This is a genomic window from Ruegeria sp. CDSA034, from assembly GCF_059612275.1.
Genome location: NZ_JBXWQH010000008.1, coordinates 19,718 through 32,971, shown reverse-complemented (window position 1 = coordinate 32,971; position 13,254 = coordinate 19,718). Strand labels below are relative to the sequence as shown.

Sequence of the window (13,254 nt, the reverse complement as noted above, 5' to 3'; positions counted from 1 at the left end):
TGAATGAACCGCGCAGGAGTAAGGCATGGAATTCAGTAGCATTTTGGCAATGCTGGTCATCGGTGCGATCGCCGGTTGGCTTTCGGGAAAAATTATGGAAGGCCGCGGGTTCGGCCTGATCGGAAACATAATAGTAGGGATCGTGGGCGCCTTTCTTGCAGGTCTGATTTTCCCGGCGCTGGGCTTTTCGGTTGGCGGCGGCGTGTTTTCGTCAATACTCTTCGCAACCATCGGCGCGGTCATACTGTTGTTTGTGATTGGTCTCATAAAACGCGTTTAGGCCATCCGTTCGAACGGAAGGCCTTGAATAGGAAAAACGCCCGATCAGTGTGCCAGAAACACTGGGACCGAGGCTTGTTCCAGCATGTTGCGGGTTGCACCACCCAGAATGGCTTCGCGGAACCTTGAATGGCCATATGCACCCATAACGATCATGTCCGCCTCACTATCTTCGGCGTGCCTGTTCAGGATGTCTGACACACGGGTCATGGTTTTGCTGAGTACATCAATCTCACATTTGACCCCGTGACGGGCCAGCATCTGAGACAGCAGTCCACCGGGGTCAGAACGGTCGGGGCCGTGGCGCGGCGGGTCGATGACGACAATCCGAACCAGATCGGCTTGCGTCAGGAAAGGCAGGGCGCATCGGATGGCGCGCATGGCTTCGACACTTTCATTCCACCCGATCAGCACAGTACCGGGGCGCTCAAAGGGCGCTGCATTGTCGGGTGTGACCAGAATTGGCGCGTGACCCTCGAACATGGCGGCTTCGACAATTGGTTCGGCTTCGGCGCTGCGGTCTTTGCCATAAGGTTTAGACAGGACAACCAGATCCGAGAACCGGGCACGATGCGCCACGTGGCGACCAATATCAGCGATCTGAGCGACCCCGCTTTCAGCAGACCAGCGAATACCGGATTTACCCATGTAATCCTGAGTTTGCGTCAGCAGTTCGTCGGCGTCTGCGTTGGCCCGGCTCAGCGTTTCTTGCAGGACCAGAGCATTTGCACCTGCGTAATAATAGCCCGCTTGGCTGCGATCGACGCCAAGGCATAGCGCTTCAGCATGCGCATCCTGTGCATTTGCCAGTGCAACCATTTGCGCCAAGGCTGATTGTGATTGTCCCGAGTCCGTTACGACTGTGAGAAGAGATTTGTACGCCATTTTGACCTCTTGTCTTCAGGGCTAAGTGGCATGCGGCCATGCAACTCAGTCTAAGGCTTAGGATTGTCACAGATTTCGGGCTATTGTCTTGATACAGATCAAAGCGAGATTGGCCGCTGTCCGACAAAACAACGGCCAGTCAAAAGGGTTCCGCGACAAATAAGAATCGCGCGGAGCATGGCAAAGGGACGCAATATGTCAAATTACATCAAGCTGATCGTGCTTGGTCTGATCGCGATATTCGCGGCGATCGGAACCAATTACGCACGCGATTTGGCGTATCAGGTGCATGCAATTCTGGTGATGCTGATCGCCGGTGGTTTGTTCATCTGGACGCTGAGAAATACGGATGAGCCAGATATCCTCGTCGACCGTTCGGCCGAGTACATGGATGACGTGATCCGCTATGGCGTGATCGCAACTGCCTTCTGGGGGGTGGTCGGGTTCCTTGCGGGGACCTTTATCGCCTTTCAGCTCGCCTTTCCGGTGCTGAACTTCGAGTGGGCGCAAGGTTATTTGAACTTTGGCCGTTTGCGCCCGCTGCACACCTCGGCGGTGATTTTTGCCTTTGGCGGCAACGCGCTAATCGCGACATCGTTTTATGTCGTACAGCGCACAAGCGCCGCGCGCCTATGGGGCGGAAATCTGGCATGGTTTGTATTTTGGGGCTATCAGCTGTTCATCGTGCTCGCCGCCACCGGCTATGTGCTGGGTGGGACCCAATCTAAGGAATACGCTGAACCCGAATGGTACGTCGACCTGTGGCTGACTATCGTCTGGGTGGCCTATCTGGCCGTCTATCTGGGGACGATCGTCAAACGGAAAGAACCTCACATCTACGTGGCAAACTGGTTCTATCTGGCTTTCATCGTCACAGTCGCCATGCTGCACCTGGTAAATAACATGACCGTCCCCGTCAGTATCTGGGGTTCTAAATCGGTCATCGTCTGGTCGGGCGTACAGGACGCCATGATCCAGTGGTGGTATGGCCACAACGCAGTGGGCTTCTTCCTGACCGCTGGTTTCCTGGGCATGATGTATTACTTCATCCCAAAACAGGCCGAGCGTCCGGTATTCTCATACAAGCTGTCGATCATCCACTTCTGGGCTCTGATCTTCCTGTATATTTGGGCCGGTCCGCACCACCTGCATTATACCGCGCTGCCGGATTGGGCGTCGACGCTGGGCATGGTGTTCTCGATCATCCTGTGGATGCCGTCCTGGGGTGGCATGATCAACGGCCTGATGACCCTGTCGGGCGCATGGGACAAGCTGCGTACCGACCCGGTGATCCGCATGATGGTGATCTCGGTCGGCTTCTACGGCATGTCCACGTTCGAAGGGCCGATGATGTCGATCCGTGCCGTGAACTCGCTGTCGCACTATACCGACTGGACCATTGGTCACGTGCACTCGGGCGCGCTGGGGTGGAACGGCATGATCACCTTTGGTGCGCTGTACTTCCTGGTGCCGGTCCTGTGGAAGCGCGAGCGTCTGTATTCGCTGCAGATGGTCAGTTGGCACTTCTGGCTCGCCACTATCGGCATCGTGCTTTACGCCGCGTCGATGTGGGTGACCGGTATCATGGAAGGCCTGATGTGGCGTGAAGTGGATGCCAATGGGTTCCTGGTGAATTCGTTTGCCGACACCGTGGCTGCCAAGTTCCCGATGTATGTGGTGCGTGCTCTGGGTGGCGTGATGTTCGTCGCCGGTGCAGTGATCATGTGCTACAACCTGTGGATGACTGTGCGGAAAGCGCCGGCCAAAGAGGCCAGCCTGACCGTCGCGGTCCCGGCTGAATAGGAGGGCCGGAGCAATGGCAATTCTCGACAAACATAAGATCCTCGAGACCAACGCGACCCTCCTGCTGATCTTCAGCTTTTTGGTCGTGACCATCGGTGGCATCGTGCAGATCACCCCGCTGTTCTATCTTGAGAACACCATCGAGAAGGTGGAGGGCATGCGCCCTTACACCCCTCTCGAAATGGCGGGGCGTGACATCTACATCCGCGAAGGCTGCTATACCTGCCACAGCCAGATGATCCGCCCGATGCGGGACGAGGTCGAACGCTATGGCCACTACTCGCTGGCGGCCGAGTCGATGTACGACCACCCGTTCCAATGGGGGTCCAAGCGTACTGGACCTGATCTGGCCCGCGTTGGTGGCCGCTATTCTGACCAGTGGCACGTGGATCACTTGCGTGATCCGCAGTCTGTGGTGCCGGAATCGGTGATGCCAAAATATGGCTTCCTCGAGCATCGCAAGATCGACGGCAAGTATATCGGTGACGTCATGGCGGCGAATGCTGTTGTGGGCACGCCCTATACCGAAGAGATGCTGGCAAACGCGCAGGCGGACTTCCGTGCGCAGGCCGACCCGGACAGCGACTATGATGGTCTTCTGGAACGGTACGGCGACAAGGTCAGCATTCGAAACTTCGACGGTCAGCCGGAACTGACCGAAGCCGATGCGTTGGTTGCTTATCTGCAGATGCTGGGAACACTGGTCGATTTCTCGACCTTCACCCCAGACCCGAGCCGCTGAAGGAGGGTGTGATGGAAGAATACACAATCCTGAGGCAATTCGCGGATAGCTGGATGCTGCTGGTACTGTTTGTCTTCTTTGTTGGCATCGTGATCTGGGTTTTCCGTCCCGGAGCCAGCAAAGAATACAAGGACACCGCCAACATCCCGTTCCGGCACGAAGATGCCCCTGCGCCCCTCAAGGGTGACGAAACAGCTGCGCCCCATGGGGGCGACAAACCCGCCACATCCAAGGAGGCGCGGCAATGAGCAAGACACCTGAAAAACAGCCGGGCGATCCAAACACAACCGGACACTCCTGGGATGGCATCGAAGAGTTCGACAACCCGATGCCGCGCTGGTGGCTGTGGACCTTTTACGTCACCATTATCTGGGGCGTGATCTATACGATCATGTATCCTGCCTGGCCGCTGGTTCAGTCCGCAACCGCCGGTGTTCTTGGCTGGTCATCGCGAGAATTGGTGCAGGAAGAGATCGTTTCTTTCGAAGAAGCCAACGCGCCGTGGAACGCCAAACTGGTTGAAACCTCGCTTGAGGATGTCTCGAAAGATCCCGAGCTGCAGCAATATGCGGTCAACGCGGGCGGCGCGGTATTCCGGACATGGTGCGCACAGTGCCACGGTTCGGGCGCGCAGGGTGCTCCGGGTTTCCCAAACCTGCTGGATGACGCATGGCTCTGGGGTGGTTCGCTGGAAGATATCGAGACCACCATTGCCTATGGTATTCGGAATGAAGAAAGCGACGACGCGCGCTATTCCGAGATGCCAGCCTTTGGTGAAATCCTCGAAAAAGAAGAAGTCACTCAAGTCGTGCAATACGTCATGTCTCTGACCAATGCGCAAAGCGATGATGCGGCCGCGCAGGCGGGCAAAGTTGTTTTTGAGGACAACTGCTCGGTTTGCCATGGCGAAGACGGCAAGGGTGACGTCACTCAAGGTGCACCGAACCTTACGGATGCGATCTGGCTTTATGGTGGCAGCGAAGAGGCTTTGACCGAAACGGTACAGTATAGCCGCTTTGGTGTGATGCCCCCGTGGGAAAACCGCCTGACCGAAGCGCAAATCCGCGCTGTCACCGCCTATGTTCACCAGTTGGGTGGCGGTCAGTAACCGCAAAAGAATACCTTCGGACGGTTCGCCGTCCGAAGGTTTAGGCACCGGCTGTTCCATCTGTTCGCGCGTTTCCTGAACAGCCGGTGCTGCCTCTCTACCTTACAAATCACCAGCGAGGCGGTCCAGACGCGGGCTTCGGTTTGCTAGTCGCATTGCGAAAAACTGGCGCGTTTGTGCTGCCTCCACCAATGACTTTCCGGCAACCAGCGTTGCTTTTGTCTGTCAGATCGATCCGATGATTTTGGTTCATCCAACTCATGTGTCTGGGTGGCGATCATGAATGACTTTGCAAGAATTGAGAGCATCTGACATCTCCTGAGTTTTGTTTCTTCTGTCATCAGGATTGATTTCCAGGCCGGCAAATGCGACTCAATTAGCATTTCTATATGTAATCAGGGCTTACATATGAACTGGATGGAAATGCCGCCGCTCGCATCGCTCAGAGCTTTTTCCGCTTTTGCGGCGACACGGAATGTGGTGGAAGCGGGCAACTCACTGAATGTCAGCCACGCTGCCATCAGCCAGCAATTGCGCGCGCTTGAGAAGCACCTCGAAATTGCGCTGTTGGACCGCATCGGCAAATCCATGACCTTGACGCCAGAAGGTGAAAGGTTGGCGCGCGCACTGCATCTTGGGTTCGGTGCGATTGGCGATGCCTTGGTCGAACTGACCCAATCCAAACAGGATCGTCCGGTTCACGTATCATTGACATCGTCCTTTGCGGCGTCATGGCTGATGCCCCGCCTGCCTGCATTTCAGGCCGAACACCCGGATATCCAATTGGCGCTTGATCCGTCGCCTGTACTGGTCAGCCTGGATCCCGGCGGTGTCGATGTGGCCATCCGCTATGGTGCGGGCACATGGCCTGGTGTCCGTACGGAAATGTTGCTGCAAAGCCCTATGGTGATCGTCGCGGCCCGCAATCTGGTGGGGGAAAAAACGTCGTGGACGCCAGACGAGCTCAGCGAACTGCCCTGGCTTGAAGAGTTTGGCACCACCGAGGCAACCAACTGGCTGGCCCGACGTGGTGTCGGGCACGGGCCAAATGCAGGGCGAATCTCATTGCCCGGAAATCTGCTTTTGGAAGGGTTGCGCGCGGGGCAGGGCGTAACCGTTTCGGCGCGGCATTTTGTCGAAGCAGAAATCACGTCGGGCCAAATCATCGAACTGTTTCGCGAGCCCGAAAACAGCGGATATCACCTTGTTACTGGCGATTTCCCTCTGCGTCCGGCTGCAAAAACTTTTATTGCATGGCTCAGGCGGCAAGCTGGTAAGATGTGACAAAAGGTGTCTGCACGATGCGCTTTTGACCCATGTCAAAGTGGCTACCTTTGTGTTCTGGAACAAGACACCGTGATATAGCCACATCTGGAGCCAGCCCGTGAGCGATTCCGACCCCGCACCCAGCCTATACGCCGCACGAGAACCCATATTTCCGCGTCGCGTGTCCGGGCCGTTTCGCAATCTGAAGTGGATCATTCTCGCGGTCACATTGGGGATCTATTACATCACCCCGTGGATCAGATGGGACCGGGGGCCCAGCCTACCGGATCAGGCGGTGTTGCTGGATTTGGCCAACCGCAGGTTCTATTTCTTCTGGATCGAGATCTGGCCGCATGAATTCTACTTTGTTGCCGGTCTGTTGATCATGGCCGGGTTGGGGTTGTTCCTTTTCACCTCGGCGCTGGGGCGCGTGTGGTGCGGATATGCCTGCCCGCAGACGGTTTGGACTGACTTGTTCATCCTTGTCGAACGCTGGATTGAAGGGGATCGGAACGCGCGGTTGCGTCTGCATCGGCAGGAAAAGCTAGACTTTCGCAAAGCGCGGTTGCGGCTGACGAAATGGGGTGCCTGGCTTTTGATCGGTCTGGCGACCGGTGGTGCCTGGGTGTTCTATTTCGCCGATGCGCCGACACTTCTGCGGGACCTTGTGACCGGGAACGCCCATCCGGTTGCCTATACGACAATACTGATTTTGACGGGCACGACATTCCTGTTCGGTGGCTTCGCGCGCGAACAGATTTGCATCTATGCCTGCCCATGGCCGCGGATCCAGGCGGCGATGATGGACGAGGATACGCTCGTCGTCGGGTACCGCGAATGGCGTGGTGAGCCGCGCGGCAAGGGCAAACGAACTGCGGATTCCGAACTGGGGGACTGCATCGACTGTATGGCCTGCGTCAATGTCTGCCCGGTTGGGATCGACATTCGCGACGGACAGCAATTGGAGTGCATCACCTGTGCGCTGTGTATCGACGCCTGTGACGACATGATGGCCAAGATCGGCAAACCGCGTGGTCTGATCGACTATATGGCTCTGAGCGACGAAGCCAACGAGCGGGCAGGTAAGCCGCCAAAGAATGTCTGGAAACATATCCTGCGGCCCCGGACCATCCTGTACACGGCCCTTTGGTCACTTGTCGGCTTGGGTCTGCTGTTTGCCCTGTTCATCCGGTCCGACATCGAAGTTACCGTGGCCCCGGTTCGCAACCCGACCTTTGTCACCCTGTCGGACGGCACGATCCGCAATACCTATGACGTGCGCGTGCGGAACAAACATGGCGAAGAACGGCTGTTCAAGCTGTCTCTGTCCGGTGATCCGGCGATGCGGATCGTGATTGAAGGCACGCCACTTGATACAGTGAATGTCACGGCGGATACTGCGCAATTGCAGCGGGTCTATATTATCGCCTCCAAAGACACGGATCCGGCAGCGGCGGACGCGACACCGGTTCGGATCTGGATCGAGGATATTGAAAGCGGTGAGCGCGCCTACAAGGACACGACGTTCAATGGACGAGGAAATTGAGATGGCCGAGCGTCAATTTACCGGAAAGCACTTTCTAGCGATCTTTGTCGCTGCTTTCGGGGTGATCATTTCCGTGAATCTCGTGCTGGCCTACAAAGCTGTCAAAACCTTTCCCGGGCTCGAGGTCAAAAACTCTTACGTCGCCAGTCAGGAGTTCAACGAGCGCCTGAAGGTGCAACAGGCCTTGGGTTGGGAAATCCGGGCTGAGACCAATGGCGGTCTTTTGATCCTGCACATCACCGACCAAACCGGCGCGCCGGTCCAGGTGGCCGAGTTGCAGGCAGTTGTTGGCCGGGCGACACATGTGAAAGAGGATTTCACCCCGGATTTCACTTTTGACGGGACCGCCTATTCCACGCCCGCAGCGCTGGGCAAGGGAAACTGGAACATCCGTCTGGTGGCCAAAGACAACAGCGGTGCCGAATTTGCGCAGCGGGTTCCGTTGTATGTGAAAGGGTAGGGGATGACCGCTCAGCTCAGCTCAGGTACGGCGGCATGCCCCGGTTGCATCGCAGCACCGGCGGAACCAGCGCGCCCCGTTCCTGAAGATGTGCAGATTGCCCTATCCCTGCCCGGCATTCACTGCTCGGCCTGTATTGCGAACGTTGAACGCGCGCTGAACGCCCATCCGGGTGTCGAGGACGCGCGGGTCAATCTGACGCTCAAGCGTGCAATGGTCAAAGCAGCCGCTGAGACACACGCTGCTGACCTGATCCCCGTTTTGGAGCGCGCCGGGTACGAGGCGCATGAGCTGGACCCGGGCGCTTTGTCGGCAACCCAATCCGACAAGGCCGGGCGTGATCTGCTGATGCGATTGGCGGTGGCTGGTTTCGCGTCGATGAACGTGATGCTGTTGTCTGTGTCGGTCTGGTCAGGGGCTACGGATGCGACGCGGGACCTGTTTCACTGGATTTCAGCGGCCATTGCTCTGCCAGCGATTGCCTTTTCCGCGCAGCCCTTCTTTGCCAACGCCTGGAGTGCGCTGCGCGTCAAACGATTGAACATGGATGTGCCGATTGTGCTGGCCATTCTGTTGGCGCTCATGACGTCGCTGTGGGAAACCGCGCTCAGCGGAGAGCATGCGTATTTCGACGCCGCACTGACGCTGACTTTCTTCCTGCTCGCGGGCCGATATCTGGACTACCGCACCCGCGCCGCAGCGCGATCAGCAGCCGAAGAACTGACGGCCCTGGAAGTGCCGCGTGCCATTCGCTTAGTTTATGGGGCCGAAGAAGAGGTGTCCGTCGCAAGCCTCGCGGTTGGTGATCTGATTCTAGTTCGGCCCGGCGGGCGTATGCCTGTGGATGGTGAGATTGTATCGGGCAAGTCGGAGCTCGACCGGTCATTGTTGACGGGCGAGACCCTCCCGGTCTTTGCCGAAGCCGGTCTCGCCGTCAGCGCGGGTGAGGTTAACCTGACGGGCCCGCTGACGATCCGGACCACAGCGGTCGGTGAGGATACGTCACTGCACCGTATGGCGGATCTGGTGGCCATCGCAGAATCCGGTCGATCGCGCTATACGTCGCTGGCTGACAAGGCGGCCAAGCTATACGCGCCGGGGGTGCATATTCTGTCCGCGCTCAGTTTCCTTGGGTGGTACATCTATTCCGGCGATATCCGAACCGCGCTGAACATCGCTGCGGCGGTTCTGATCATCACCTGCCCCTGTGCGCTGGGGCTTGCTGTGCCCGCTGTGACGACGGCGGCCTCGGGGCGATTGTTTCACAAGGGGATGCTAATCAAACATTCTACTGCGCTGGAACGTCTGGCCGAGGTTGATACGGTCGTTTTTGATAAAACCGGCACACTTACATCCGGCACTCCGGAATTGACCAATCTTGAGGATCATTCCCGCGCGGATCTTGAGATTGCACTGGCACTGGCCGAGGCGTCTTCGCATCCGTTGTCGGTGTCGCTTGCCAAGTTCGCCAGAGATGCCGGGATCAAGCCTGCCAGACTTGAGGATGTGGTCGAGGTTCCGGGTTATGGCACCGAAGGAACCTACCGTGATCAGCGTGTGCGCCTTGGGCGCGCCGGTTGGACCGGCGCGACCGAAGGTGATCAGACGGCAGCTTGGTTGGCGGTCACGGGGCAGTCACCGGTTGCGTTTCTGTTCTCGGATTCTCTGCGTCCGGGCGCGGCCGAGGCTGTGCAGGCGTTCCGTGACGGCGAAAAGAGTGTCGTTCTCATCTCGGGTGATACACGAGGCGCGGTTCAAACGCTGGCAGACAAGCTTGGGATTGAAACATGGATTGCCGAGGCGCTGCCTCAGGATAAAGCCACCCATGTACAGGAGCTCAGCGACCAGGGCCGCCACGTCCTGATGGTTGGTGACGGGCTAAACGATACAGCCGCGCTTGCCGCGGCGCATGTGTCAATTTCACCTGCCTCGGCGCTGGACGCAGCGCGGGTGGCGTCGGATATCGTATTACTGGGCAACGATTTGTCCCCGATTGCAGATGCCTGTGACACAGCAGTGAAGGCGACCAAAAGGATTCGCGAGAACTTTCGCATCGCCACGGTTTACAATATCATCGCGGTACCCTTGGCCGTGGCCGGGTTCGCCACGCCACTGATCGCGGCATTGGCGATGTCGACGTCGTCGATTACCGTGTCCCTGAATGCCCTGCGCCTGAGGTAGTTGATATGGAAGTTCTGGCCTATCTCATACCGATTTCCCTGTTTTTGGGCGGGGTTGGCCTTGTGGCGTTTATCTACACGGTGCGGTCGAACCAGTATGATGATCCCGAGGGTGACGCGCGGCGTATCCTCAGCGATGAATGGGATGACAAGCCCAAGTCCTGACCACTCTTGAAATTGCCGCAATGCCCGGTTATGTCCGGCCCATCCGCTAGCAGAGAGAACCAAGCCAAATGGCAACTATGAATCCGATCCAGTTCATTCAGCAAGTCCGTGCCGAAGTCTCGAAGGTCGTCTGGCCGACCCGGCGCGAGGTTCTGCTGACCACGGTCATGGTGTTCATCATGGCGGCACTGACCGCTGTGTTCTTTGCGCTGGTCGATCTGGGTATTCGCGGCGGTCTGCAACTGATCCTGGGCGCATTCGGTTAAACCGGATTGGGCCGGGCGGAAACGCCACAGCCCCCTTGCACAGCGCGGGATGTCAGAGTAGTTGACACAGTACTATTCGGAATGGGCGTGCGGCGATTCGGGCTGTGCGCCGCTTTTTATTCCGGGTGACGTGGCAGAATTTCAATGACGGTGCTTGCGGCATTCCGAACGCACCGAAGGCAAACAAGGACGACAGGTTCATGGCGAAACGGTGGTACTCGGTCAGCGTTCTTTCGAACTTCGAAAAGAAGATCGCAGAGCAGATCCGCACGTCCGTGGCTGAGCAAGGCCTTGAGGACGATATCGACGAAGTACTGGTGCCCACCGAAGAGGTGATCGAAGTGCGCCGGGGCAAGAAGGTCACGACCGAACGCCGCTTTATGCCCGGCTACGTGCTGGTGCATATGGAAATGTCGGATCAGGGCTATCACTTGGTCAACTCGATCAACCGGGTTACCGGCTTCTTGGGCCCGCAGGGCCGCCCGATGCCGATGCGCGACGCCGAGGTGAACCAGATCCTCAACCGTGTTCAGGAAGGTGAAGACGCGCCGAAACTGATGATCTCGTTCGAAGTGGGCGAGAAGGTCAAGGTCAACGACGGCCCGTTCGAGGATTTCGACGGTATGGTCGAAGGTGTGGACGACGAAGCCCAGAAGCTGAAAGTCTCGGTTTCGATCTTTGGTCGCGAAACCCCGGTCGAGCTGGACTTTACGCAGGTTACGAAGCAGGGCTAAAACCCACTTCAGCGAATTTTGGAGCGCCGCGATGCTAGGAGCAACGCGGCGCTTTTGCTTTTATGGCATCAGCTTTTCAAGTTCGCAGGCAAAAGGCAGAAGAAATCGACCGGAAAGTAAGAGCTTTGCAGCTAGGGCGGACCGGGAATTAGTTCTTGTTGTTGAAGAACTGTTAGGATGTCCAGAATTGTCGACGGGCTGACATCCACCGAACCGTCCAAAAATACACCAAGTCCACCTTCTCCGATCTCTCGTGGGCCACCAGAGTCATAAACCGGATCAAGAGACGCGAGCTCTGCCGGCAGTACCGGACACAAAGGGGTTTCGTTCAAAACAAGGTCTACGGCAGCCAACATCAGCTTCTTGACGGACTCGAGCGTATCGTCCTCAAGGAGTTTTTCGCGCTGCGCTTCGGGAGCCGTGAGTACGAGGTCGATAAGTTCGAAATAGGCACAGTTGTCCCGCAACTCTACAGTCGCTTCGGTGGACATGTTTGCCTGGATAGAGTTTTTTTGTTCACCCCGCTGAAAGTCGCGCTCACTGGTTCGGCTGCATTCAAAGATTGTGATGGTCACTTGCCCATCCAGATCGATCGCGTCGTCTTGAGCCTTAAAGCCGAATTCATCCAGTCGGACTTGCAGGCCGCAATTGTCGACTATTGCGTTTTCCGCCAGTCGCTCAGGTACAGTTTTCTGTACTTCGCGCAGATCAAGAAGGGCACCCACACCGATCCGGGTAGGGGCAACAGCGGAGAGGTTCAGATCAAGCGTATAAGGCAATTCCGTATCACGAACTGGCAGTGTCGCGTCGATGACAAAATCTACCTGTTGCGCGTCGGGTGCTCGGGCTCCCAGAACTACTGCCATTAAGACTGGAAAAATCAACCAAAGTCTCATTCAGCAAACTCCAATACGCCAAGCTCCTTCAATCCTCCAAGGACTTCGACAATTGTCTCAGCGCTGACATCGGCAGACCCGACAATGGCAGCACCCATCCCGCCAGGCGCAATTTCCCGAGTGCCCCCGGACTCGTAAATCGGGTCGAGTACAGTGAACTCCGCGGGCAATGGCGGGCAGACCGGGTGCGCAGTCAAAAATTCCCCGCCTTTTTCGAGGACGGCTTCGTTGATGCGGTTGGTCAGGCCGAAAAGATTGGAGACAGCGCCAATAAAACCGCGCGGATCTAGATCAACGCCTTCGATGCTGAATGTCAGGCATTGGCCCTTCACCTCGGCCTTGGCGACGGCCACCGCGTCCACTGTGGCCCCAAAATACCGAAAGCCCGGCTCTTCATGGCGGTTACATCTCGTAAACTGCGCTCGGGCTGAACCCTCGATCTTTATGGTGTCGTCTATGGCGGTGACTTCGCGAACCTCAAGATAGATCTGGCGTTTACAGCTTTCTTCCAGGGGACCGGTCAGTATTTGAGGCGCTTTTTCCTGCAATCCGCGCAAATCCATAAAGGCCCGCAATTGCAATCGGGTTGGGCTGGCTTCTTCGAGGCCACCATAAACCGTGAAGGGAACGGGAATATCGCGCAGCGGGACTTCTTTAGTCAATTTGATCTGAAACTGACCGGCATAGGTGGCAGGATCAATTCCCGTCGAAGAGTATGAAGAAGAACTGTTGGACCCGCCGGTTTGGGTGACCGCCTTCGGCTCTGTACCCTGATCCTGCGCTTTGCTACCGCAGCCCGGCAGCATAGCAGAAAGAATGCAGACCAATAGCCCCTTGTTCAGTCGAGATGATGCCATCCCTGACCACCTCTTCTGTGTCCAAGCCGTACCAAGATACCCGCCTGCGTTTCTTAAGCAACTTATG

Annotated in this window: 15 protein-coding genes; 12 read left to right on the top strand and 3 right to left on the bottom strand. The window is 57.1% G+C overall.

Translation table 11 applies throughout. The features are described from left to right. Nucleotides 1-25 precede the first annotated feature (25 nt). Entirely contained in the window at nt 26-280 is a 255-nt protein-coding gene (locus AC2FLJ_RS13975; RefSeq protein WP_170417060.1) for a GlsB/YeaQ/YmgE family stress response membrane protein, read from the top strand. 44 nt (nt 281-324) lie between these two features. On the opposite strand, the gene AC2FLJ_RS13970 is transcribed toward AC2FLJ_RS13975, so the two are convergent. Next, on the bottom strand, nt 325-1,164 hold the full coding sequence (locus AC2FLJ_RS13970) for a universal stress protein (RefSeq protein ID WP_496706348.1): 840 nt from the start codon (nt 1,162-1,164) through the stop codon (nt 325-327). 195 nt (nt 1,165-1,359) lie between these two features. On the opposite strand from AC2FLJ_RS13970, the gene ccoN reads away from it, so the two are divergent. The 11 genes from ccoN to nusG all read left to right on the top strand — a co-directional run bounded on the left by ccoN (nt 1,360) and on the right by nusG (nt 11,434). Next, nucleotides 1,360-2,967, top strand: a complete 1,608-nt coding sequence (gene ccoN, locus AC2FLJ_RS13965; protein ID WP_113791859.1) for a cytochrome-c oxidase, cbb3-type subunit I — start codon at nt 1,360-1,362, stop codon at nt 2,965-2,967. A 13-nt stretch (nt 2,968-2,980) separates the two neighbouring features. Then, complete coding sequence (gene ccoO / locus AC2FLJ_RS13960) at nt 2,981-3,709, top strand: cytochrome-c oxidase, cbb3-type subunit II (RefSeq protein WP_058272496.1); 729 nt, start codon at nt 2,981-2,983, stop codon at nt 3,707-3,709. Between the two features lie 11 nt (nt 3,710-3,720). Further along, entirely contained in the window at nt 3,721-3,957 is a 237-nt protein-coding gene (locus AC2FLJ_RS13955) for a cbb3-type cytochrome oxidase subunit 3 (RefSeq protein ID WP_282120260.1), read from the top strand. Further along, nucleotides 3,954-4,817, top strand: coding sequence for a cytochrome-c oxidase, cbb3-type subunit III (gene ccoP, locus AC2FLJ_RS13950; protein WP_282120259.1), 864 nt, complete (start codon nt 3,954-3,956; stop codon nt 4,815-4,817). The genes AC2FLJ_RS13955 and ccoP overlap by 4 nt, the downstream gene beginning before the upstream one ends. A 408-nt stretch (nt 4,818-5,225) precedes the next feature. Continuing rightward, complete coding sequence (locus AC2FLJ_RS13945; RefSeq protein ID WP_496706345.1) at nt 5,226-6,101, top strand: LysR family transcriptional regulator; 876 nt, start codon at nt 5,226-5,228, stop codon at nt 6,099-6,101. A 100-nt stretch (nt 6,102-6,201) separates the two neighbouring features. Then, complete coding sequence (gene ccoG / locus AC2FLJ_RS13940; protein ID WP_282120257.1) at nt 6,202-7,629, top strand: cytochrome c oxidase accessory protein CcoG; 1,428 nt, start codon at nt 6,202-6,204, stop codon at nt 7,627-7,629. Nucleotide 7,630: 1 nt separating this feature from the next. Then, complete coding sequence (locus AC2FLJ_RS13935; RefSeq protein WP_109310753.1) at nt 7,631-8,089, top strand: FixH family protein; 459 nt, start codon at nt 7,631-7,633, stop codon at nt 8,087-8,089. Between the two features lie 3 nt (nt 8,090-8,092). Continuing rightward, nucleotides 8,093-10,270 (top strand): heavy metal translocating P-type ATPase, encoded by a 2,178-nt coding sequence (locus AC2FLJ_RS13930; RefSeq protein ID WP_496706343.1) that lies wholly within the window; start codon nt 8,093-8,095, stop codon nt 10,268-10,270. Nucleotides 10,271-10,275: 5 nt separating this feature from the next. Next, nucleotides 10,276-10,434 (top strand): cbb3-type cytochrome oxidase assembly protein CcoS, encoded by a 159-nt coding sequence (gene ccoS / locus AC2FLJ_RS13925; protein ID WP_058272490.1) that lies wholly within the window; start codon nt 10,276-10,278, stop codon nt 10,432-10,434. A 68-nt stretch (nt 10,435-10,502) separates the two neighbouring features. Beyond that, entirely contained in the window at nt 10,503-10,700 is a 198-nt protein-coding gene (gene secE, locus AC2FLJ_RS13920; RefSeq protein ID WP_058279820.1) for a preprotein translocase subunit SecE, read from the top strand. Nucleotides 10,701-10,900: 200 nt separating this feature from the next. After that, a complete protein-coding gene (gene nusG, locus AC2FLJ_RS13915; RefSeq protein WP_058272488.1) occupies nt 10,901-11,434 on the top strand; it encodes a transcription termination/antitermination protein NusG in 534 nt (177 codons plus the stop codon). Between the two features lie 131 nt (nt 11,435-11,565). Here the strand turns inward: nusG and AC2FLJ_RS13910 are convergent, their stop codons facing one another. Then, on the bottom strand, nt 11,566-12,330 hold the full coding sequence (locus AC2FLJ_RS13910; protein ID WP_496706340.1) for a hypothetical protein: 765 nt from the start codon (nt 12,328-12,330) through the stop codon (nt 11,566-11,568). After that, on the bottom strand, nt 12,327-13,187 hold the full coding sequence (locus tag AC2FLJ_RS13905) for a hypothetical protein (protein ID WP_496706338.1): 861 nt from the start codon (nt 13,185-13,187) through the stop codon (nt 12,327-12,329). Before AC2FLJ_RS13905 ends, AC2FLJ_RS13910 begins: the two co-directional genes overlap by 4 nt. Between the last annotated feature and the right edge of the window lie 67 nt (nt 13,188-13,254).